The organism is Nocardia canadensis (genome assembly GCF_032656385.1).
GTDB lineage: Bacteria > Actinomycetota > Actinomycetes > Mycobacteriales > Mycobacteriaceae > Nocardia > Nocardia canadensis.
Map to the genome: position 1 here is coordinate 2,032,824 of NZ_JAVCWB010000010.1, position 20,760 is coordinate 2,053,583.

Annotated in this window: 19 protein-coding genes; 6 read left to right on the plus strand and 13 right to left on the minus strand. The window is 70.6% G+C overall.

What is annotated here, in order from left to right; translation table 11 throughout:
- Positions 1-13 precede the first annotated feature (13 nt).
- The 4 genes from Q7X29_RS32630 to Q7X29_RS32645 all read right to left on the minus strand — a co-directional run bounded on the left by Q7X29_RS32630 (position 14) and on the right by Q7X29_RS32645 (position 6,672).
- Entirely contained in the window at positions 14-2,086 is a 2,073-nt protein-coding gene (locus Q7X29_RS32630) for an ATP-binding protein (protein ID WP_316576306.1), read from the minus strand.
- A 50-nt stretch (positions 2,087-2,136) separates the two neighbouring features.
- Positions 2,137-3,735 carry an acyl-CoA carboxylase subunit beta gene (locus Q7X29_RS32635; protein ID WP_218722159.1) on the minus strand — a complete coding sequence of 533 codons (1,599 nt, stop codon included), beginning with the start codon at positions 3,733-3,735 and terminating at the stop codon, positions 2,137-2,139.
- Positions 3,732-4,883, minus strand: a complete 1,152-nt coding sequence (locus Q7X29_RS32640) for an acyl-CoA dehydrogenase family protein (protein WP_316576307.1) — start codon at positions 4,881-4,883, stop codon at positions 3,732-3,734. The genes Q7X29_RS32635 and Q7X29_RS32640 overlap by 4 nt, the downstream gene beginning before the upstream one ends.
- A gap of 73 nt (positions 4,884-4,956) precedes the next feature.
- The gene (locus Q7X29_RS32645; RefSeq protein ID WP_218722161.1) at positions 4,957-6,672 is read right to left on the minus strand and encodes an acyclic terpene utilization AtuA family protein; all 1,716 of its coding nucleotides are present in this window, start codon (positions 6,670-6,672) and stop codon (positions 4,957-4,959) included.
- Positions 6,673-6,757: 85 nt separating this feature from the next.
- Here Q7X29_RS32645 and Q7X29_RS32650 point away from each other — a divergent pair, with 85 nt between their 5' ends.
- Positions 6,758-6,901 carry a hypothetical protein gene (locus Q7X29_RS32650; protein WP_218722217.1) on the plus strand — a complete coding sequence of 48 codons (144 nt, stop codon included), beginning with the start codon at positions 6,758-6,760 and terminating at the stop codon, positions 6,899-6,901.
- Between the two features lie 110 nt (positions 6,902-7,011).
- Here the strand turns inward: Q7X29_RS32650 and Q7X29_RS32655 are convergent, their stop codons facing one another.
- The 4 genes from Q7X29_RS32655 to Q7X29_RS32670 form a co-directional block, all read right to left on the minus strand.
- Positions 7,012-7,875: an adenylate/guanylate cyclase domain-containing protein gene (locus Q7X29_RS32655; RefSeq protein WP_394358763.1), complete on the minus strand. Its 864-nt coding sequence runs from the start codon at positions 7,873-7,875 to the stop codon at positions 7,012-7,014.
- Positions 7,876-8,052: 177 nt separating this feature from the next.
- Positions 8,053-8,811, minus strand: coding sequence for an ABC transporter permease (locus tag Q7X29_RS32660; RefSeq protein ID WP_218722162.1), 759 nt, complete (start codon positions 8,809-8,811; stop codon positions 8,053-8,055).
- On the minus strand, positions 8,811-9,743 hold the full coding sequence (locus Q7X29_RS32665) for an ABC transporter ATP-binding protein (protein WP_218722163.1): 933 nt from the start codon (positions 9,741-9,743) through the stop codon (positions 8,811-8,813). Before Q7X29_RS32665 ends, Q7X29_RS32660 begins: the two co-directional genes overlap by 1 nt.
- A 107-nt stretch (positions 9,744-9,850) precedes the next feature.
- Entirely contained in the window at positions 9,851-10,357 is a 507-nt protein-coding gene (locus Q7X29_RS32670; protein ID WP_316576308.1) for a hypothetical protein, read from the minus strand.
- A 57-nt stretch (positions 10,358-10,414) separates the two neighbouring features.
- On the opposite strand from Q7X29_RS32670, the gene Q7X29_RS32675 reads away from it, so the two are divergent.
- Positions 10,415-10,672 carry a hypothetical protein gene (locus tag Q7X29_RS32675; protein WP_316576309.1) on the plus strand — a complete coding sequence of 86 codons (258 nt, stop codon included), beginning with the start codon at positions 10,415-10,417 and terminating at the stop codon, positions 10,670-10,672.
- 336 nt (positions 10,673-11,008) lie between these two features.
- Here Q7X29_RS32675 and thiG read toward each other — a convergent pair whose 3' ends face one another.
- Genes thiG through thiO form a run of 3 tightly spaced genes read right to left on the minus strand, consistent with a single transcriptional unit; the run spans position 11,009 to position 13,057 of the window.
- Positions 11,009-11,770: a thiazole synthase gene (gene thiG, locus Q7X29_RS32680; RefSeq protein WP_218722166.1), complete on the minus strand. Its 762-nt coding sequence runs from the start codon at positions 11,768-11,770 to the stop codon at positions 11,009-11,011.
- The gene (thiS, locus tag Q7X29_RS32685; RefSeq protein WP_218722167.1) at positions 11,763-11,978 is read right to left on the minus strand and encodes a sulfur carrier protein ThiS; all 216 of its coding nucleotides are present in this window, start codon (positions 11,976-11,978) and stop codon (positions 11,763-11,765) included. The genes thiG and thiS overlap by 8 nt, the downstream gene beginning before the upstream one ends.
- Positions 11,975-13,057 (minus strand): glycine oxidase ThiO, encoded by a 1,083-nt coding sequence (thiO, locus tag Q7X29_RS32690; protein WP_316576310.1) that lies wholly within the window; start codon positions 13,055-13,057, stop codon positions 11,975-11,977. Before thiO ends, thiS begins: the two co-directional genes overlap by 4 nt.
- A 79-nt stretch (positions 13,058-13,136) precedes the next feature.
- Here thiO and thiE point away from each other — a divergent pair, with 79 nt between their 5' ends.
- On the plus strand, positions 13,137-13,841 hold the full coding sequence (gene thiE / locus Q7X29_RS32695; protein ID WP_316576311.1) for a thiamine phosphate synthase: 705 nt from the start codon (positions 13,137-13,139) through the stop codon (positions 13,839-13,841).
- Positions 13,842-13,847: 6 nt separating this feature from the next.
- Here the strand turns inward: thiE and Q7X29_RS32700 are convergent, their stop codons facing one another.
- Entirely contained in the window at positions 13,848-14,477 is a 630-nt protein-coding gene (locus Q7X29_RS32700) for an NUDIX hydrolase (RefSeq protein WP_218722170.1), read from the minus strand.
- A 129-nt stretch (positions 14,478-14,606) separates the two neighbouring features.
- On the opposite strand from Q7X29_RS32700, the gene Q7X29_RS32705 reads away from it, so the two are divergent.
- Genes Q7X29_RS32705 through Q7X29_RS32715 form a run of 3 tightly spaced genes read left to right on the plus strand, consistent with a single transcriptional unit; the run spans position 14,607 to position 19,542 of the window.
- Positions 14,607-16,079 carry a hypothetical protein gene (locus Q7X29_RS32705; RefSeq protein WP_255588747.1) on the plus strand — a complete coding sequence of 491 codons (1,473 nt, stop codon included), beginning with the start codon at positions 14,607-14,609 and terminating at the stop codon, positions 16,077-16,079.
- Positions 16,076-17,038: a glutamate ABC transporter substrate-binding protein gene (locus Q7X29_RS32710; protein ID WP_218722171.1), complete on the plus strand. Its 963-nt coding sequence runs from the start codon at positions 16,076-16,078 to the stop codon at positions 17,036-17,038. Before Q7X29_RS32705 ends, Q7X29_RS32710 begins: the two co-directional genes overlap by 4 nt.
- Before the next feature lie 5 nt (positions 17,039-17,043).
- Positions 17,044-19,542, plus strand: coding sequence for a tetratricopeptide repeat protein (locus Q7X29_RS32715; protein WP_316576312.1), 2,499 nt, complete (start codon positions 17,044-17,046; stop codon positions 19,540-19,542).
- Here Q7X29_RS32715 and Q7X29_RS32720 read toward each other — a convergent pair.
- Positions 19,539-20,759, minus strand: coding sequence for an acetate kinase (locus Q7X29_RS32720; protein ID WP_316576378.1), 1,221 nt, complete (start codon positions 20,757-20,759; stop codon positions 19,539-19,541). The two genes, Q7X29_RS32715 and Q7X29_RS32720, sit on opposite strands and share 4 nt — an antisense overlap.
- Position 20,760 lies beyond the last annotated feature (1 nt).

The window sequence follows — 20,760 nt, forward strand, 5'->3', positions numbered from 1 at the left end:
GGGCTTGACCGGATCAGGACGGCTCCTGCTCTTCTTCCTCGACGACGGCGAGGACGGTTCCGACCTCGACCTGCTGGCCGACGGCGACGTTCAGTGCGCTGAGGACGCCGGTGGCCGGCGCGACGATCGTGTGCTCCATCTTCATGGCCTCCAGCCACAGGATGGGCTGACCCTGCCGCACCTGGTCGCCCTCGGCTGCGCCGAGGCGGATCACGCTGCCGGGCATCGGCGCGAGCAGCGAACCGGCCGCGACCTGCTCCGACGGGTCGGTGAAGCGGGGCAGTCGGCGCACGGCGACCGGGCCGAGTGGCGAGTCGACCGCCACGAGGTCGCCGTAGCGGGCGATCTCGAACTGACGACGCACCGGGCCACGCTCGCCCGGCACCGCGAGCACCACCCGTTCGGGCGCCACCGAGATCAGTTCGAGGCCGTCGTGGCCGTCGACCTCGATGCCACCGGCCCTGGTGAACCGGTACCGCACCTCGTGCGTGCCGCTGGTGCGGCTCTCGTAGGACTTGCGCTGCGGCTGCGAGGCCAGGTTGCGCCAGCCACTCGGGGCGAGCTTGGCGAACCGGTTCGTGGTGTGCGCCAGCGCCGCGTCGGCGAGGGCGGCGGCCACGATCGACAGCGCCTCGTCGGCCTCGGACACCAGCGGCGCGGACAGCGCGGCCAGATCGTGGGTCGCGAAGAACGCGGTATCGGTGTCACCGGCCAGGAACGCGGGGTGCCGCAGCACCCGCACGAGCAGGTCGCGGTTGGTCACCAGACCGTGGATCTTGGCGCGCTGCAAGGCGGTCGCCAGCAGATGCGCTGCCTCGGCGCGGGTCTCGGCGTAGGAGATGACCTTGGCCAGCATCGGGTCGTAGTGCACGCCGACGACCGAGCCGTCGACGACACCGGTGTCGAGCCGCACGCCCGCCTGCTCGAGAACGGTGAACTCTCCGGCCGTGAACGGGATCTCGATCTTGTGCACCGGTCCGCTCTGCGGCTGCCAGTCCTGCGCGGGGTCCTCGGCGTAGAGCCGGACCTCGATCGAGTGGCCGCGCTGGGCGGGCTGGGTCGCGGGCAGCGGCAGCCCGGACGCGACCTGCAACTGCAGGCGGACCAGGTCGAGGCCGGTGGTCTGCTCGGTGACCGGATGCTCCACCTGGAGGCGGGTGTTCATCTCCAGGAAGAAGAACTCGCCCTTCTCGTCGGCGAGGAATTCGACAGTGCCCGCGCCCTCGTAGCCGATCGCCTCGGCGGCCAGCCGGGCCGCTTCGAAGAGCCGCTCACGCATGCTCTGCCCATCCGCGCTGCTCGCGGCGGCACGCTCCGCTACCGCCTCCGGCCCCGGAGCTCGCAGCGCGTCGATCTTCTCGACCAGCGGCGAGGGCGCCTCCTCGACGACCTTCTGGTGCCGTCGCTGGATCGAGCATTCCCGCTCGCCCACCGCCCAGGTCGTGCCGAAGGTGTCGGACATGACCTGGACTTCGATATGGCGGCCGGTTTCGAGGTAGCGCTCGCAGAACACGGTCGGATCGCCGAAGGCCGACTCGGCCTCGCGCTGCGCGGCGGCGATCTGGTCCTTCAGTTCACCCAGCTCGCGCACCACGCGCATTCCGCGACCGCCACCACCGGCGGACGCCTTGATCAGCACCGGCAGGTGCGCCTCGGTGACCTCAGCGGGATCGAGCTCGGCGAGGACGGGCACGCCGGCGGCGTCCATCATCTTCTTCGACTCGACCTTGGAGCCCATCTGCTCGATCGCCGCGACCGGCGGACCGATCCAGACCAGGCCCGCGTCCAGCACCGACCGCGCGAATTCGGCGTTCTCGGAGAGGAATCCGTAGCCGGGGTGGATGGCGTCGGCACCGGCGGAGAGCGCGGCCTCGATGATCAGCTCACCGCGCAGGTAGGTCTCGGCGGGGGTGTTGCCGGGCAGCCGGATGGCCGCGTCGGCCTCGGCCACGTGCGGGGCCGCGGCGTCGGCGTCGGAGTACACCGCGGTGGTCCCGATGCCCATCCGGCGGCAGGTGGCGAACACGCGGCGCGCGATCTCACCACGGTTGGCGACGAGGACGTTCGTGATGGCCCCACCCGTCACCCGACCGCCGCTCACGGAATCGCTTCGCGATGCTGTTGTCATGTCGCGCCTCACATTCGGAAGACGCCGAAGCCCTCGGCGCCCTGGATCGGAGCTGTGTGGATGGCCGACAGAGCCATCCCCAGCACGGTGCGGGTATCGCGGGGGTCGATGATGCCGTCGTCGAAGAGCCTGCCCGACAGGAACATCGGCATCGCCTCGGCCTCGATCTGCGCCTCGACCATGGCGGCCAGCCCGGCGGCGGCCTCCTCGTCGAACGGCAGCCCCTTGGCCTCGGCCGCGCCGCGCTGCACGATGGTGAGCACGCCGCCCAGCTGCGCGCCGCCCATCACGGCGGACTTCGCGCTCGGCCAGGCGAACAGGAAGCGCGGGTTGAACGCCCGACCACACATGCCGTAGTGCCCCGCGCCGTAGGAGGCGCCGATCAGCAGCGAGATGTGCGGGACCGTCGAGTTGGCGACCGCGTTGATCATCATCGCGCCGTGCTTGATGATGCCGCCGTGCTCGTAGTCCTTGCCGACCATGTAGCCGGTGGTGTTGTGCAGGAACAACAGTGGCGTGTTCTTCTTGTTCGCCAGCTGGATGAACTGGGTGGCCTTCTGCGATTCCTCGGAGAACAGCACGCCGCGCGCGTTGGCCAGGATGCCGATCGGGTAGCCGTTGATCTCGGCCCAGCCGGTGACCAGGCTGGAACCGTAGAGCGGCTTGAACTCGTCGAAGTCGGAACCGTCGACGACGCGGGCGATCACCTCACGCGGATCGAACGGGATCTTCAGGTCCGAGGGCACGATGCCGAGCAGTTCCTCGGGATCGTAGAGCGGCGAGATGACCTCGGCGCGCGGCTCGGGGCCCTGCTTCTTCCAGTTCAGCCTGCGCACGATGTTGCGGCCGATCCGGATCGCGTCCTGCTCGTCGGCGGCCATGTAGTCGGCCAGACCCGAGGTGCGGGCGTGCATCTCGGCGCCGCCGAGAGTCTCGTCGTCGGAGTCCTCACCGGTGGCCATCTTCACCAGCGGCGGGCCCGCCAGGAAGACCTTCGCGCCCTCCTTGACCATCACCACGTAGTCGGACATGCCGGGGATGTAGGCGCCACCGGCGGTCGAGTTGCCGAAAACCAGTGAGATGGTGGGGATTCCGGCGGCGGAGGCCTGGGTGAGGTCGCGGAACATCGCACCACCCGGGATGAAGACCTCTTTCTGCGTCGGCAGGTCGGCGCCGCCGGACTCGACCAGCGAGATCACCGGCAGACGGTTCTGCTTGACGATCTCGTTGATGCGCAAGGTCTTCCGCAGCGTCCACGGGTTGGAGGTGCCACCGCGCACGGTCGGGTCGGGCGCGACGATCATGCACTCGACGCCCTCGACGATGCCGATGCCGGCGATCGTCGACGCGCCGACATGGAAGTCGCTGCCCCACGCGGCCAGCGGGCACAGCTCCAGGAACGGCGAGTCCTCGTCGAGCAGCAGCTCGATCCGCTCACGGGCGGTGAGCTTGCCGCGCTTGTGATGCCGGGCCACCTTGTCGGGGCCGCCACCGGCGATCGCCTTGGCGAACTCGGCCTCGACCTCGGCGAGCTTGGTGGCCATCGCCTCGGCGGCGGCGGTGTACTCCGGCGACGCGGTGTCGACGGCGGAACGGAAGGTCGTCACGACTGGTACCCCAATACTTTCGACGCCAGCATGGTCAGGATCTCGTTGGTGCCACCGCCGATGCCGATGATGCGCACATCGCGGTAGATGCGCTCCACCTCGGACTCGCGCATGTAGCCCATGCCGCCGTGCAGCTGGACCGCCTGGTTGGCGACCCATTCGGCGGTCTCGACGGCATTGTTCTTGGCGAAGCAGACCTGGGCGATCTGGTTGGCGTCCCCGGCGACGAAGCGCTCGACCAGGGCCCGGGTGTAGGTGCGCGACACGTCGACCCGCTGGGCCATCTCGGTCAGCGTCATCTGCACCTTCTGGCGGCTGATCAGCGGGCGGCCGAAGGTCTCCCGGTCCCGGCACCACTGCACGGTCAGGTCCAGGGCGCGCTGGGCCAGCGAGTACGCCTGCACCGCGAGGCCGACCCGCTCGCTGACGAACGCGTTGGCGATCTGCGCGAAGCCGGTGTTCTCGCCGCCGACCAGGTTCGCGGCGGGCACCCGCACGTCCACGTAGGACAGCTCGGCGGTGTCGGAGGCCAGCCAGCCCATCTTCTCCAGCTTGCGGCTGACGGTGAAGCCTGGCGTATCGGTCGGCACGATGATCAGCGAGACGCCCGCCGCGCCCGCGCCGCCGGTGCGGACCGCGGTGACCACGAAGTCCGCCCGCGTGCCCGAGGTGATGAAGGTCTTGGCGCCGTTGATGATGAAGTCGTCGCCGTCGCGCACCGCCGCGGTGGTGAGGTGGCCGACGTCGGAGCCGCCGCCGGGTTCGGTGATGGCCAGCGAACCGATCAGGTCACCGCGCAGCGTCGGCACGGCCCAGCGGTCGATCTGGTCCTGATTACCGGACGCGATGATGTGCGGCAACGCGATTCCGCAGGTGAACAGCGACGCCCACAGCCCGCCGGAGGCACCGGCGAGATGGATCTCCTCGCCGACGATCATCGAGTCGACGATGCTGCCGCCCTCGCCGCCCGCCGATTCCGGGTACTCGATGCCGAGCAGGCCGAGCTCGCCGGCCTTCTTGTGCAGCTCGCGCGGCAGCGCGCCCTCGCGTTCCCAGGTGTCGAGGTCGGGCAGGATCTCCCGCTCGACGAACCCGCGCACGGTGGCGCGCAGTTCTTTTCGTTCCGGCGTGTCCCAAATTGTCGTCATGCTGCTGTCTCCTGTCGCATGATCGGGCGCCCTCCGTGGTTACGCTCCGCTGCCGCCTCCGGGCGCTGACCGATCACGCGAGCAGCTCCGTCGGCATATCGATGTGGCGGGAGCGCAGCCATTCGCCGAGCCCCTTGGCCTGCGGGTCGAAACGCGCCTGGTAGGCGACGCCCTTGCCGAGCAGACCGGAAATGATGAAGTTGACGGCCCGCAGGTTCGCCAGCACGTGCCGGGTGACGGTCAGCTCGGCCGTCTCGGGCAGCAGTTCCTGGAGCTTCTCGACGGTGAGCGTGTGCACCAGCCAGCGCCACTGCTCGTCGGTGCGCACCCAGACGCCGATATTGGCGTCGCCGCCCTTGTCGCCGCTGCGGGCCAGGGCGATGGTGCCGAGCGGGACGCGGCTGGTCTCCGACGGCGGCGGGGGCGCGGGCAGTTCGGGCTCGGCGACCGGTTCCAGCACAGCGGTTTCGGCGGCGGGCTCGATGGCGACGCGAGTGCCGTCAGCCAGGACCGCGGTGTGCGGCACCTCGTGCGCGTCGACGAAGCCCGGCGTGAAGACGCCGTAGGGCGAACCGTTGCCCGGCAGGGTCGTGAAGGTCGCGCCCGGGTAGCTGGCCAGCGCCAATTCCACGGCGACATTGGAGAATCCGCGACCGACCTTGTTCGGGTCGGGGTCACGCACCACGCAGCGCAGCAGCGCGCTGGCCTGTTCCTCGGTGTCGGCGTCGGGGCGGTCGAGCCGGGCCAGGGTCCAGGTCAGCTCGGCGGGCCTGGCGGGCAGCCAGGCCTCCAGCTGTCGTTGCGCCAGTGCGGCTTTGGCCTCGATCTCCAGGCCGGTGAGGATGAACTCCATCTCGTTGCGGAAGCCGCCGAGGGTGTTCAGCGAGACCTTGAGCTGCGGCGGCGGGGCTTCGCCGGTCACGCCGCTGATCAGCACCCGGTCCTTGCCCTGCTGGCTGAGCTCGATGCTGTCGAGGCGGGTGGTGACGTCGGGGCCCGCGTAGCGCACGCTCTGGATCTCGTACATGAGCTGGGCTTCGACGGTGTCGACGGTGACCGCGCCGCCGGTGCCGTCGTGCTTGGTGATGACGCTGGAGCCGTCCCGGCGGATCTCGGCGATCGGGAAGCCGGGGCGGCCGAAGTCGCCGAGTTCGGTGAAGAAGGCGAAGTTGCCGCCGGTGGCCTGGGTGCTGCACTCGATCACATGCCCGGCCACCACCGCGCCGGCGAGGGCGTCGTAGTCGGTGCGGCTCCAGCCGAAGTGGGCGGCGGCGGGACCGACGATGACCGAGGCGTCGGTGACCCGGCCGGTGACGACGATGTCGGCGCCGGAGTTCAGGCACTCGACGATGCCCCACGCGCCGAGGTAGGCGTTGGCCGTCAGCGGCTGACCGAGGCCGAGGTCGGCGGCGCGGCCGATCAGGTCGTCACCCTCGACGTGGGCGATCTTGGCGTCCAGGCCCAGGTCGGCGGCGACCTTGCGCAGCCGTTCGGCCAGCCCGGCCGGATTGAGGCCGCCGGCGTTGGTGACGATCTGGACGTTCTTCGCCAGCGCGAGGGCCAGGCAGTCCTCGATCTGCTTCACGAACGTCTTGGCGTAGCCCAGGCTGGGGTCCTTCATGCGGTCACGGCCCAGGATGAGCATGGTGAGCTCGGCGAGGTAGTCGCCGGTCAGCACGTCGAGGTCGCCGCCTTCCAGCATCTCGCGCATCGCGCTGAGCCGGTCGCCGTAGAACCCGGAGCAGTTTCCGATCCGGATCAGGTCCGGGTCCGCCGAGAGTGCACTCATGAACCCCAGGATCACATCGGTTCAGAAAAAAAGCAAGCATGCGTGCTTGTTAATTGCGGGCAATCCACCAGGCAAGATGGAGACCATGTCATCGGTCCTTCTCTTCGCCCTGGCCGGCTTCCTGCTCGGCGGCGCCTACACGACCTGGAAGAACAACCGCGCGCTGTCGATCGCCCTGATCGCCGCCGCGGTGCTGGCCGCCGTCGGCGCGGCTCTCTGGCTGCAATAGCCACCCCAGCATTTCGGAAGCCGCGAGCAAGCCCGTCGCGACGCCCACTCAGCAGGCCTGGCGTGGCTACCAGCGGCAACAGGCAACAGCAGCGCGGGTGAATCCGGGGCTCAGCTGGGGACGCTGAGCTTGAAGATCCGGACGTCCTCGGGGACGCCGTTGAGCGGGGCCGCCCAGAAGTTGCGTTTGTAGGGCTTGACCGTCGCGCCGAGCTCGGCGAGGGTCTCCGGGCGCAGGGCGGCGAGGGTGGTGCTGGACAGCATCGTGTTGCCGTTGCCGCCGGCCTCCATCATGCGGGCGGCGATATTGACGTCGACGCCGAGCCAGTCGCCGCCGATCTCACGGGGGGAACCGGTGTGCAGGCCGACCCGCATGCGCGGCTTGTAGCCGTCGACCTCGACGGTCGCCAGATTGCGGCGGGCGGCGACAGCGGCGCGGACCGCGCGATCAGGCGAGGAGAAGACCGCCATCAGGCCGTCACCCATGCGTTTGACCACCTGACCGCCCCGCTCGGCGATCGGCGGCTCGATAGCCTTGGCGACCTTGCGCAGCAGTTCCAGGGTGCGCTCGTCGCCCGCGGACAGCGACCAGCTGGAGAACGCCACCAGGTCGGTGAACACGATGGTCACCTCCTCGGTGCCCCTACCGCGGCCGATCCGCTCGAGCGCGGCCTGCCACACCTGGAGCGCGCCGAATCCGATCTCCCTGGCCGCGCTGGGGGTGCCGCCGACGATCTTGTCCGCGGCACGGGCGACCGCGCGGGCCCCACCGGGCCCGGAGACCGAGAGCGGATCGCCGAAGGCCGGGTCACCGGGGAGCTGATGACGAGCCTTCCGTACGGCACCGATCAGATCGGCCCGCCGATTGGCCGCCTGCAATTTCGACGAGAACTGGGCACGCCGCCGACCGGGCCGGGCATCGTCGGAGTCCGGCGTATCGGACTGCGCACTGTCGGTGGGCTCCAGCGGGATCACCACCTCCGCGGCAGCGTCACGCCGCCGCGGATCCACCCCGCCAGAAGGCGTTTCACTCACGCCCAGATCGTACCTGGTCCAGCCAGCTGCCCCACCGGACGAAAAAGCCCCCGGCGTCCGGGCAGCGGACGCCGGGGGCGGTCCCGGGCATCTGCGAGGGCAGCCCGGGACGGTCTGTCAGGCGTCTCGGCGATTGATCATCACCAAGGCGCCGGCGAACACGATCGCCACGAAGACGGCGAAGTAGATCAGGCTGCCCCACACACCCCAGTGCCAGTTGCCCGAGACGTCCTCGACGGTCAGGAAACGGTTGGCGTTCTGGAACGGCAGGAACGGCTTGACGGTACGACCGAAGCTACCGAACGCGCCGAGCAGACCCTCCAGCAGCAGGGACCACAGCACGATCAGCGAGATCGCGGCGGCGGACTGACGCACCAGCACACCGACGCCGATGGCCAGGACCACACACAGGAAAGCGTAGATCGGAATGCCGTAGATGGCCCGCCAGTTTCCGTCGAGCACCAGTTCCGGCGCCTCGTCACCGACGAACAGCTTGGCCACCACGAAGGCGATCAGCGCGAGCACGCCGGTCAGTACCGCCGCGTACACGCCGACCAGGCCCGCCTTGGACAGCACCACCTTCGAGCGGTTCGGCACCGCCAGGAAGCTGGCGCGGATGACGCCGAAGCGGTACTCACTGGTGACCGTCAGGGCGGCCATGATCATCAGCACCATCACGCCGAAGCCGGAGACACCGGAGACCACCACGCTCGGGGTGAGCAGCGTCGGCACCTCCCCCGCCTGGGTGTTCTCGGCCTTGGTGACCAGCGCGATCAGCGCGGCCAGGCCGATGCCGAGGAGAACCACGATCGCCGAGCACCACCAGGGCGACCGGGTCGAGGTGAGCTTGATTCGTTCCGCAGCGAGCACGCCCATCAGAGCGCACCTCCCATCACCTGGTCGAGGCCCGCGCCGTGGTACTCCACGGCGCCGCCGGTCATCCGCATGAACGCCTCCTCGAGCGACGCCTGCTGCGGCGCCAGCTCGTAGAGCGTGACGTTGTTGGTGCCCGCCACCTTGCCGACCTCGTCGCTGGTCACCCCGGCCACGATCAGCGCGGCGTCGCCCTCTTCCCGCACGGTCATGCCGTGCGAGGTGAGCAGGCTGCGCAGCTGATCCAGCTGCGGGCTGCGGACCCGCACCGACTGCTCGGAGGCGCGGTCGATGAAGTCCTTGGTGGTGGTGTCGGCGATGAGCTGACCACGGCCGATGACGATCAGGTGCTCAGCGGTCTGGGCCATCTCCGAGAGCAGATGGCTCGACACCAGCACGGTGCGGCCCTCGGCGGCCAGGCGCTGCATGAAGCGGCGGATCCAGAGGATGCCCTCCGGGTCGAGGCCGTTGACCGGCTCGTCGAACAGCAGCACCTTCGGATCGCCGAGCAGCGCGCCCGCCAGGCCGAGCCGCTGGGACATGCCCAGCGAGAACCCGCCCGCGTTCTTGCCCGCCACCTCGGACAGGCCGACCAGCCGCAGCACCTCCTCGACCCGCGACTTCGGGAGGTCGTTGGACGCGGCCAGCCACTCCAGGTGCGCGCGCGCCGAGCGGTTCGGATGCACCCACTTGGCATCGAGCAGCGCGCCGACCTGGGTCAGCGGCCGCTCCAGATCCTCGTAGCGCTTGCCGCCGATCAGCGCGGTGCCCGAGGTCGGCCGGTCCAGGCCGAGGATCATCCGCATGGTCGTCGATTTACCGGCACCGTTGGGTCCGAGGAACCCCGTCACCTGTCCGGGATGGACGGTGAACGAGAGGTCCTGCACCGCGACGGTCTGGCCGAATTGCTTCGTCAGGCCCTTCAGCTCGATCATGCGCCCCAGCTTGCCGCACGAAGACGGCGAGCGCGTCGCCGTGAGGTCGCGAGTCGGGTCATCCTCGAGGATGACCCCGACCCTGAGAGGGGCCTAACCCCGATCGCTCAGTTCGCGCACCATCGCTGCGCGAGGTCCGGCAGATGCCGCGACGCGCCGGCCATGTCCTGCGCGTACGCGACGAATTCGGCACAGCCTTCCGCGATGGTCTTACCCAGGACGGATTCCACGAATCCAGCGCTTCCACCCACCAGGACGAACTCGTCGACCGAGAGCAGCACGGCCGCCGAACTATCCGGTGCGACCAGCACGACATCGAACGGAGCGTAGGTCGCTCGCCAATCATCCACCTCGGACAGAGCCGCCAGACAAGCCTGATCAGAGGCCCCCGGACCGAGATCGGTCGTCACCAGGCAGTAGACCGCCTCGTAGCCACTGGCCGCGAAGGCTGCCAGTATCCGCACGCCCAGCGGATCATCGGCCAGATCGGACACTTCTTCCGCAGGCACCACACGACGCCCAGGCACCGACAGCCACCTGACACTCAATTCCTGCCCGGAATCCAGCACCTCGGCCCGAATGCGACGAGCTTGCGCCTGGTCGAGTTCCCGCACGCTACCTCCAATCATGGATTGGATCTGCACTTACTGACTTCTGTACCTTTTTGCTGTGTGCAATTCCCGCAAATCGTCGTCGACATACTGAATCTCCGTCGAATTGAGGGCATCGAACTTCCCGGGCAAGGCCGCAAGAATCGCGATATAGTTTGCCATCACATCGCCGGTTGCCATGGTGTTCCAGATCTGGACAGCCTTATCCAGCTTGTCGATATCGGCATCCGGAACCGGAACACCGAGTTCCTCGATGAGCCCGATGCCTATCAGGTCCTTCAGCCCTGCCCGGGGCTACCCGCCGATGGCGGCGAATAAAGCGAACTCGGCGAGAATTGCAGCGACGCCGAGGGAGGGGAATCATTGTCCGGATCGCCATCGGCAAGCGCGTGGCCATAACCCAGCTTGGGTCTACATCGATGACTCCAGTCGGCGCCACGATGCCTACTTTCGCCCGAGCTTCTGCAGATTCGTCTCGATGGCGCCGGTGTATCGCGAATGCGCGTCGGCGGCCGCCTGGCGCATCGTGGTGATGCTTGCAGCAGCCTCGGCCGCAGCGGTCACCCACTGCCCGAAAGCGTCGGCCTGCGCATCCGCAGCGGCGCCGGTGGCGGAGTGCTACCAGTGCAGGTACGGACACAGCGTGGCGTCGGCCTACCGGGCTGGGGAGGATGCCTGGGCCCAGAAACGCTTGGGGATGCGGCCTGCTCGGCGGGCGAGGTGGCCGGCGCGGACGGCGGCGGCCATGGCCGAGGCCATCAGTTCGGGGTCGCGGGCTCGGGTGACGGCGGTCGCCAGGAGCACCGCCGAGCAGCCGAGTTCCATGGCCAGGGCGGCGTCGCTGGCGGTGCCGATGCCCGCGTCGAGGATGACGGGCACGCCCGCGGCGGCCACGATCATCTCGATGTTGTGCGGGTTGCCGATGCCGAGGCCGGTGCCGATGGGGCTGCCTAGGGGCATCACCGCGGCGCAGCCCGCGTCCTCGAGCCTGCGAGCCAGGACCGGGTCGTCGTTGGTGTAGGGCAGGACGACGAAACCGGCGTCGACCAGCTGTTCGGCGGCGTCGAGCAGCTCGAACGGGTCGGGCAGCAGGGTGCGCTCGTCGGCGACGACCTCGAGCTTGACCCAGTTCGTCTCCAGCGCCTCGCGCGCCAGCTGCGCGGTGAGCACGGCCTCGGCGGCGGTGCGGCAGCCCGCGGTATTGGGCAGCAGGGTGATGTCGAGGCGCTTGAGCAGGTCGAGCACGCCGGTGCCGCCCGCGGCGTCGACCCGGCGCATGGCGACGGTGGTGAGCTCGGTGCCGGAGGCGATCAGGGCCTCTTCCAGGACGGCCAGGTTCTCGGCGCCGCCGGTGCCCATGATCAGGCGCGAGCCGAACTCCTTGTCCGCGATGCGCAGCGGTGCGGGCTCAGCCACCCTGCACCGCCGTCAGCACCTCGATGGTCCAGCCGCGGCCGACCGGCTCGTCCCAGCGCGACTTCGGGAACACCGCGCCGTCGACGGCCAGTGCCACGCCCTGACACGGCAAGGCGAGCCTGGTCAGCAATTCGCGGATGCTGAGCGGCTCGGGGAACTCGTGGTCGACACCGTTGACGGTGACGCCGATCGGGATGGTCGAGGTCATCGAACTCCTCCTGGGGACAGCTGCAGCGCCGGAAAGCGTTGCGGTGATGCGATTTCCGCGATCGCGGGCGACTCGTCGTCGAGCAGCCCGGGAACGAGGGTCGCGGTGAGCGCGAGGGTGAGCATGCCGTTGCGGCCGTGGCCGGTGGCGGCGACGACGCGGTCGTCGAGCGCGCCGAGCAGCGGCAGGTTGTCGGGGGTGCCGGGCCGCGAGCCCGCGTTCGCTTCGGCCAGTTCGTATTCCGCGATGCCGGGCAGGATCGCCTCGGCGTCGGCGATCAGGTCGCGCACCCCGCCGACGGTGACCGTGGTATCGAAGCCCGCCTCGTATTGTGTTGCGCCGACGACGATTCCGTCCGCGCGCGGCACCAGGTACACCTGCCGGCCGTGCACCCTGGCCCGGATCACCCGGCTCGGCGCCGGACTCACGCCGGGCCGCTGCCGCAGGCGCAGGATCTCGCCCTTGACCGGGCGCACCGGCAGCCCCGGCCACAGGTCGGCGGAGCGCGCGCCCGCCGCGAGAACCACGCGGTCGTGCGGCAGCTCGGCGAGCGCGGTGACGGCTGCGGCCCGGATCTCGACGCCCGCACCGGCGCAGGCGGCGCGCAGGGCGGTCAGCACCCGGCGGTTGTCGACGGCGGGTTCGGTGGTGGCCAGCAGACCCGCGCGCACGGTGCGGGCCAGCGCCGGTTCGAGCGCGCGCACCCCGGCCCGGTCGAGGACGCTCAGCTCGTGGCCGAATCCGGCGAGCCAGTCGGCGACGGTGCGCAGGTCGGCGGCATCGGCGCCGTCGAGGGCGACGGTCAGCGTCTCGTCGGCGACGAACACCGACTCACCGGTGATCGCGCGCAGCCGCTCGGCGAAGGCGGGCCAGGCGGCCAGCGCGGCGGCGCCGAAGGCCAGCACCCGGTCCTCACCGGGCCAGCCCTCCGACAGCGGCGCGAGCATGCCGCCCGCCACGAAAGACGCGCCCGAGCCCGGCGCCGGATCGAAGACGGTGACGGTCCAGCCGGCCTCGGCGGCCTGCCATGCGACGGCGAGTCCGACGGCGCCGCCGCCAACGACCGCCAGAGTTCGCATCACGTTCCACCTGTCTTTTTCCGCCTACCGAGCGCCTCGGCGTTCGCGTCTCCACGGTAGCGCGACTACCGTCGACACTGTGCAGCCCTCCCATCCGAATCGATCCGTCCCGCCCAGGGAGCGCCTGTCGAGCGCGCTGCTGTATCTGTGCACCGACGCGCGCCGGGAGAAGGGCGATCTGGCCCGCTTCGTCGATGCCGCGCTAGCCGGTGGCGTCGACATCGTCCAGCTCCGCGACAAGGGTTCGCCCGGCGAGGCCGAGTTCGGCCCGCTGGAGGCCAAGGCCGAGCTGGGCGCCCTCGCCGAGATCAAGGCGGCGACCCGCAGGCACGGTGCCCTGCTCGCGGTGAACGACCGCGCCGACATCGCGCTGGCCGCGGGCGCCGACGTCCTGCATCTGGGCCAGGGCGACCTCCCGCCCGCGTACGCGCGCCGCATTCTCGGCCCCGATGTCGTCATCGGCCGGTCGAGTCACAATCGAGCCCAAGCCGGGCTGGCGGCCATCGACGGCCATCTCGACTACTTCTGCACCGGCCCGATCTGGACCACGCCGACCAAGCCGGGCCGCCAGGCCGCGGGCATCGACCTGGTGCGCTCCACCGCCGACGCGCACCCGACGATGCCGTGGTTCGCGATCGGCGGCATCGACGCGCAGCGGCTGCCCGACGTGCTCGCCGCGGGTGCGCGGCGGATCGTCGTGGTCCGCGCGATCACCGCGGCCGCCGATCCGGAGGCCGCGGCGCGCGAGCTCAAGCAGGCACTGGTCGCCGCGGCGGCCGAGTAGCGCGACTCAGGTCAGCAGACTGGTCAGGGCCGCGGCCAGGTCATCGGCCGGGTCCGGGCCGATGGTGACCTCGGCGCCGGGTCCGTCCAGCGCGTGCAACCAGAAGAACCCGCGATCGGCGAGTTCGACGGTCCGGGGCAGGTCGGTGACCGGGTCGGCGGCGAAGCGCAGGCGCAGCGGGACCGCGCGCAACCCGAGCCAGGCCGCGGCGAAACCGGGGTGCAGCGGGAGGTCGTCGACCTCGCCCTCGGCCACCCAGACCAGCTCGGAGCTCTCCTTGTTGGCGACCGTGGGCAGCGGGAACTCGGCGTCGGCGACCACCGTGGTGTAGGTCCAGCCGCTCGGGGCGGTCATCGTCAGCCGTTCGGCGCGCACGCGCAGCGCGTCGGCGGTGATGCCCGCCTCTTCCCAGGCTTCCCGGACCGCGGCGTGCTCGGCGCTCTCGTGGGAATCCCGCGCGCCGCCGGGGATGGCCCAGGTGCCGCCCTGATGACTCCACGGCGCGCGGTGCTGGAGCAGCACCGCCGACCCGCCCCGGGGCAGCGGCGCGCGCAGCAACAAGCCCGCCGCACCGTACTTGCCCCAGTGCCGAACCCCGCCCGGACTGTTCGACCAGCCGTCTCCGTCACCGCGCATCCAATACTCTTTCCTCCGTAGCAGCCGAGCAGCAACCGCTTCGGGGGTGTCTGCGGGGCTGCGCCACCGGTAGGACCACAATAAACTCCGCACCACGAGGGGTGCGCGGACAGCACGGGGAGGTGAACGATGGTCGAACCCGGGAGTCGCGATGCCTCGACCGAGGTCGCGGCCGTTCGTTCCGGCCCGTCGCCGCAGGCCACGCAGGGTTCGGCGACGGCTCCGGCCGCGCCGGTGACGAGCCGGCGCGCCGCGTTGCGGAAACCGGCGATCGTCGTCGACCGGCCGCCGGCGCCGGACGTGAAGGCCCTGCGTGCGCAGTTCCATCCCGCCCGCTTGCGCGGGTTCGTGCAGTCCTCGCCGGGTCGGCTCGTGGCTGCCGGTCTGGTGCTGATGCTGCTGTGCGTCGCCGCGGGCGCGGTGACTTCGACGACCGTCAGCGACCGCCAGCAAGCTCTCGGCGTCCTGCTCGACGACACCGAACCCGACGCCCACTCGGCCAATCACCTCTACACCTCGCTCTCGATCGCCGACGCCGCCGCGGGCACCGCGTTCATCGCGGGCGGACTCGAGCCCAAGACCGTGCGCGACCGCTACACCCAGGCCATCGGTGAGGCCGCCGCCGAACTGGTGACCCAGGCCGGGCACATCTCCGTCGAGGAGGCCGCCGACCCGTCGGGCACCGATCGCAAGCTGCGCACCGGCATCGCCACGGGTTTGCCGGTCTACACCGGCCTGATCGAGACCGCGCGCGCCAACAACCGCAACGGCTACCCGGTCGGCGCCGCCTACCTCAGTGAGGCGTCGCACCAGATGCAGACGGCGCTGCTGCCGATGGCCGAGGAACTGGAGAACCACCGGCTCGACGCGGTCACCGCCGCCCAGCACCGGCACGTGTTGCCGCCCTGGCCCGCGATCGTGCTGCTGATGGCGACGCTGGGCGCCCTGCTGTGGGTCCAGGTGGAGCTGGCCAGACGCTCGCGACGGGTATTCAACATGGGCCTGCTGCTCGGCACCGCCGCGCTCGCGCTGACGCTGGTGTGGACCGTGGCCGCGGGCTCGGTGTCGGCGGTGTCGATGATGCAGTGCCGCGACCAGGGCGCCGTGCCCGCCGCCCGGCTGGCCGAGAGCCGCATCCTGGTGCAGCAGGCCAGGTCGGCGGAGATGGTGAAGCTGGTGCGCCGCGACGCCACCGGCGACTACGACCGCACCTTCGACACCAACACCGCCCGGCTCACCGAACTGCTCGCCGGCTACCCGCAGGACGCGCCCGCCCGCGCCGAGGTCGCCGACGCCCGCACCGCGCTCGCCCGCTGGCAGTCGGCGCATCAGCGGATGAACGACACCCTGGCCCGCGGCGACTTCGCCGGCGCGGCCGCGGTCGCCACCGGGCCCAGCGCCGCCGACGCGGCCGCCCAGGTCGACGCGATCGATCGCGCCCTCGGCAAGGCCGCCGCGGCCACCAGGGACACCCTGCGCGACAAGGTCTCCCAGGCCATCGACGTGCTGACCTTCCTCGCTCCCGGCGCGTTCATCCTCGGCATCGTCGCCGCGGTGTGCGTGGCGCTCGGCCTGTGGCCGCGACTGCGGGAGTACCGGTGAGGCGCGGGCGGATCACCGCGGCGCTGCTGCTCACGGCGGCGGCGCTGCTCGGCGGCTGCGCCGACAGCACCCCCGCGCCGGACGACCGCAGCGTTTACTCCGAACCGCCCCTGCCCGCCAAGGCGATCCCGATCGGCACCGACACCCCCGTGCCCGCCCGCGGCGGCGAGCAGTGCGGCGACCCGACGGCGAGCCTGCGTCCCAGCACCTCGCGCGGTCCGACGATCGACGCCATCCGCGCCAGGGGGAGGTTGATCGTCGGCCTCGACGCGGGCAGCAACCTGTTCAGCTTCCGCGACCCGCTGACCGGCCGGATCGTCGGCTTCGACGCCGACATCGCCCGCGAGATCGCGCGCGACCTGCTCGGCAACCCCGATCTGATCGAATACCGCAGTCTCGCTTCGGAAGAACGCGAGCGGGCGTTGCAGGAGCACACCGTCGACCTGATCGCCAAGACGATGACGATCACCTGCGAGCGCCGCCAGCGCGTGGCGTTCTCCACCGTGTACCTGCGCGCCGACCAGCGGGTGCTCGCGGTGAAGAATTCCGGCATCAACGGCCTGGCCGATCTGGCGGGCAAGCGGGTGTGCGTGGTGCGCGGCACCACCTCGCTCGACCACATCCGCCGCGACCAGCCCGCCGCCACCATCCTGACGGTGCCGACCTGGGCGGACTGCCTGGTCGTGCTGCAGCAGCGCCAGGTCGACGCGGTGAGCACCGACGACTCGATCCTGGCCGGCCTGGCCGCGCAGGACCCCTATACCGAGGTCGTGGGCGCGAGCATCAGCGCCGAGCCCTACGGCATCGGCATCCCGAAGGGCGACGACGACCTGGTCCGCTTCGTCAACGCCACCCTGGACCGCATCCGCAACGACGGCACCTGGGTGCGCATCCACCGCCGCTGGCTCGCCTCGCTCGGGGAGACGCCGAGCCCGCCCGCTCCGACGTACCAGGACTGATCGGCATGACCACACCGACGAACGGTGAACCGGCGCAGGAAGATCCGGCGCGCCAGGAACCGACGCAGCTCACCCACCGCCCCGAGGGCGAACTGCCGGGCGGCTGGACGCTGCCGCCTGCCCCGGCCGACGACGAGACCATGCCGCTGCCGATCCAGGCACCGCACGCGCCCACCGAGATCGCGGCCGCCAGACCCGCCGAACCGGACCAGCCACCGGCCACCCAGCGGGCAGGCGACCGACGCGGTACCGAGGCCTCGCGCGCGGTGACCGAACCGCCCGGCACCCAGGCCACCCCCGCCCGCACCGGATCCGGCGACCTCGCCTGGCCGTCCGGCGCCCAGACCGGGCCGAGCACGTCCAGGTCCGGGCGCAGTGTGCGCACCGCCAGGTCACGCCCCACCCGCAGACTCGGCGCGGGCCTGGTGCCGATCCCGACCGTCAGCCCCGCGGACCCCCGCGAGGCGGTGCTGGCCGATCCGGTGGTCTCGGAGGGCAGGCGGTTCTGCTGGCGCTGCGGCGACCCGGTCGGCCGCTCGACCCCGACCCATGCCGGGACCTCGGCCGGGCAGTGCGGGACCTGCGGCGCCGCCTACGATTTCCGGCCCTCGCTGCACGAGGGCGACATGGTCGCCGGGCAGTACGAGATCCAGGGCTGTATCGCCCACGGCGGCCTCGGCTGGATCTACCTGGCCATCGACCGCAATGTCAGCGACCGGTGGGTGGTGCTCAAGGGCCTGCTGCACGCCGGCGACGGCGAGGCGCAGGCGGTCGCGGTGGCCGAGCGGCAGTTCCTGGCCGAGGTGGCGCACCCGAGCATCGTCAAGATCCACAACTTCGTCGAGCACACGGCGGCCGACGGGTCGAGCACCGGCTACATCGTCATGGAGTACGTCGGCGGTCATTCGCTGCGCGACATTCTCGACGCCAAGCCGCCGGGCGAGCGGATGCCGCTGGCCGAGGCCATCGCCTATGTGCTGGAGATCCTGCCCGCACTGGAACACCTGCACTCGATCGGGCTGACCTACAACGACCTCAAGCCCGACAACGTGATGGTCACCGAGGACCAGGTCAAGCTGATCGACCTGGGCGCGGTCGCCACCATCGAGGCCTACGGAAACCTCTACGGCACCAAAGGCTTCCAGGCTCCCGAGATCGCCAGGACCGGCCCGACCCCCGCCTCCGACGTGCACACGGTCGGGCGCACGCTGGCCGCGCTCACCCTGGCATTGCCCAGCGAGCACGGCCGCTACCTCGACGGCATCCCCGATCCGGCCGACGAGCCGCTGCTGGCCCGCTACGAGTTCTTCTACCGGTTCCTGCTCACCGCCACCGACCCTGATCCGGCCCGGCGGTTTCCGTCGGCGCGGGCGATGTCGGCCCAGCTGGCGGGCGTGCTGCGGGAGATCCTGGCCTACGACACCGGCGCCGAGCATCCCCAGCTGTCCACCGTATTCAGTCCCCAGCGCACCAGCTTCGGCACCGAGGAACTGATCAGCCAGACCGATGCCTACCTCGACGGCGTCGGCCGCTCTCCCCTGCTCGACTCCGGCGATGTGGTCGCCGCGCTACCGGTTCCGCTGATCGACCCCGCCGATCCGTCGGCGCCGCTGCTGGCCGCGACCGCGAATCTGGAACCCGAGCGGGTGCTCGAGGCCCTGCACGAGGCGCGCGAACGCGCCGAGGCCGACCCGGACAACGCGCCGGAAACGCTGGCGGGCGAACTGGTCTTCGCCGAGGCGCGGGCCCGGCTCGAGCTCGGCGAATCGGCGGCGGTGCTGCATCTGCTCGACCGCGTCTCCGGCGAATCCGATTGGCGCGCCGACTGGTTCACCGGCCAGGCCTACCTGCTCGAACTCGACTACGAGGCCGCCTTCGCCGCCTTCGAAGCGGTGCTGCGGGTGCTGCCCGGCGAGATCGCGCCCAAGCTCGCGCTGGCCGCCACCGCGGAACTGATTCTGCAGCACTGGGATTCCGAAGCGCCCGAACAGTGGCGCTCCTTCGCCGAGCGCTACTACGACACCGTGTGGCGCACCGATCGGGCGGTGGTGAGCGCCGCGTTCGGTCTGGCCAGGCAGCTGGCGGTGGCGGGCCGGGTCGGCGAGGCGGTGCACGCCCTCGACGACGTCCCCGCCGCGTCCCGGCACTTCACGACCGCTCAGACCACGGCGATCCTGTTGCTGCTCACCAGCGCTCCCGTCGCCCAGCTCGACGAACAGGTGCTGCGCCTGGCCGCCTCCCGGGCCCAGTCCATCCCGCCGGGCGAACACCGCTCCACTCTCATGCGCACCCTGGTGCAGGGCACGGCGCTGGCCTGGCTGCAGGCCGGCAACACACCGAAGCGCAAGGACGCCAAGCTGTTCGGCCGCCCCTTCGACGAACGCGACCTGCGCGACGGCACCGAGACCGGCCTGCGCGCGCTGGCCCGCAACGCGCCCGACCGCGGGCACCGCTACGCCCTGGTCGACCTGGCCAACTCGCTGCGCGCGAAGTCCTGGTTCTAGGCCGACCCACCGACCAGCGCGTGCGCGGCCCTGGCGATCGCGAGTTCCTCGTTGGTCGGCACCACCAGCACGTGCACCGGCGCGAACTCCGGCGAGATATGGCGGACACCGGGGGTTCTGGTCTCGTTGCGAACCGGGTCGACCTCGATGCCGAGGTTCTGCAGCCCCGCCAGCGCGTCCGCGCGCACCGACGCGCTGTTCTCCCCGACGCCCGCGGTGAAGACGATGCTGTCGATCCCGCCGAGTTCCACCAGGTAGGCGCCCAGGTAGCGGCGCAGGCGGTGGATGTAGACGTCGTAGGCCAGTTTCGCGGCGGCGTCGCCGTTGTCGATGAGCTGCTGCAATTCGCGGAAGTCGTTGACGCCGGACAGTCCCTTGATGCCGGAATTGCGGTTGAGCAACTGCTCGACCGCGGGCAGGTCCAGCCCGGCGACGTTCATCAGGTGCGGCAGGATCCCGGGGTCGAGATCGCCCGGCCTGGTGCCCATCACCAGGCCTTCCAGCGGGGTCATGCCCATGGTGGTGTCGATCGCGACGCCGCCCGCCACGGCCGAGGCCGACGCGCCGTTGCCGAGGTGGAAGACGATCTGGTTGAGCTCCTCGACGGGCCTGCCCAGGAATTCGGCCGCCTTGGCGGAGACGTACTGGTGCGAGGTGCCGTGGAACCCGTACTTGCGGACACCGTGCGCGGCGGCCAGTTTCGCGTCGATCGCGTAGGTCTTGGCCGCCTCGGGCAGGGTGTGGAAGAAGGCGGTGTCGAAGACCGCGACCTCCGGGATGCCGGGCAGCAGTTCCCTGGTCGATTCGATGCCGACCACGTTGGCGGGGTTGTGCAGCGGCGCGAGCACCGACAGCTCGTCGATGGTGCGCAGGACCTCGTCGGTGATCAGCGTCGGCTCCCAGAACACCTCGCCGCCGTGCACCACCCGGTGCCCGACCGCGCCGATGCCGATCGTGGTCAGGTCGATGCCGGTGTCGCGGAACATCTCGAACGCCTGGCGCAGTCCCGCCCGGTGGTCGGCGATGACGCCCTCGTGCACCAGCTTGCGGTCCCCGCACTCGTGCACGATCCGGCCGCCGTGTGACTCACCGATCTTCTCGGCCAGCCCGGAGGCGAGCACCTCGGACGAGTCGGCGTGCAGCAGTTGGTATTTGATCGAGGAGGAGCCGCAGTTCAGCACCAGCACCAGGTCGCTCACACTGTCTCCGTTCGGCATG

What these genes read in the sequence shown, in the direction of transcription:
- Q7X29_RS32645 (WP_218722161.1), bottom strand. Translation starts at nt 6,672, where the DNA reads ATGAGTGCACTCTCGGCGGACCCGGACCTGATCCGGATCGGAAACTGC.
- Q7X29_RS32700 (WP_218722170.1), bottom strand. Translation starts at nt 14,477, where the DNA reads ATGCGCGGTGACGGAGACGGCTGGTCGAACAGTCCGGGCGGGGTTCGG.
- thiO (WP_316576310.1), bottom strand. Translation starts at nt 13,057, where the DNA reads ATGCGAACTCTGGCGGTCGTTGGCGGCGGCGCCGTCGGACTCGCCGTC.
- Q7X29_RS32715 (WP_316576312.1), top strand. Translation starts at nt 17,044, where the DNA reads ATGACCACACCGACGAACGGTGAACCGGCGCAGGAAGATCCGGCGCGC.
- Q7X29_RS32665 (WP_218722163.1), bottom strand. Translation starts at nt 9,743, where the DNA reads ATGATCGAGCTGAAGGGCCTGACGAAGCAATTCGGCCAGACCGTCGCG.
- Q7X29_RS32660 (WP_218722162.1), bottom strand. Translation starts at nt 8,811, where the DNA reads ATGGGCGTGCTCGCTGCGGAACGAATCAAGCTCACCTCGACCCGGTCG.
- Q7X29_RS32720 (WP_316576378.1), bottom strand. Translation starts at nt 20,759, where the DNA reads ATGCCGAACGGAGACAGTGTGAGCGACCTGGTGCTGGTGCTGAACTGC.
- Q7X29_RS32705 (WP_255588747.1), top strand. Translation starts at nt 14,607, where the DNA reads ATGGTCGAACCCGGGAGTCGCGATGCCTCGACCGAGGTCGCGGCCGTT.
- Q7X29_RS32640 (WP_316576307.1), bottom strand. Translation starts at nt 4,883, where the DNA reads ATGACGACAATTTGGGACACGCCGGAACGAAAAGAACTGCGCGCCACC.
- Q7X29_RS32650 (WP_218722217.1), top strand. Translation starts at nt 6,758, where the DNA reads ATGTCATCGGTCCTTCTCTTCGCCCTGGCCGGCTTCCTGCTCGGCGGC.
- thiS (WP_218722167.1), bottom strand. Translation starts at nt 11,978, where the DNA reads ATGACCTCGACCATCCCGATCGGCGTCACCGTCAACGGTGTCGACCAC.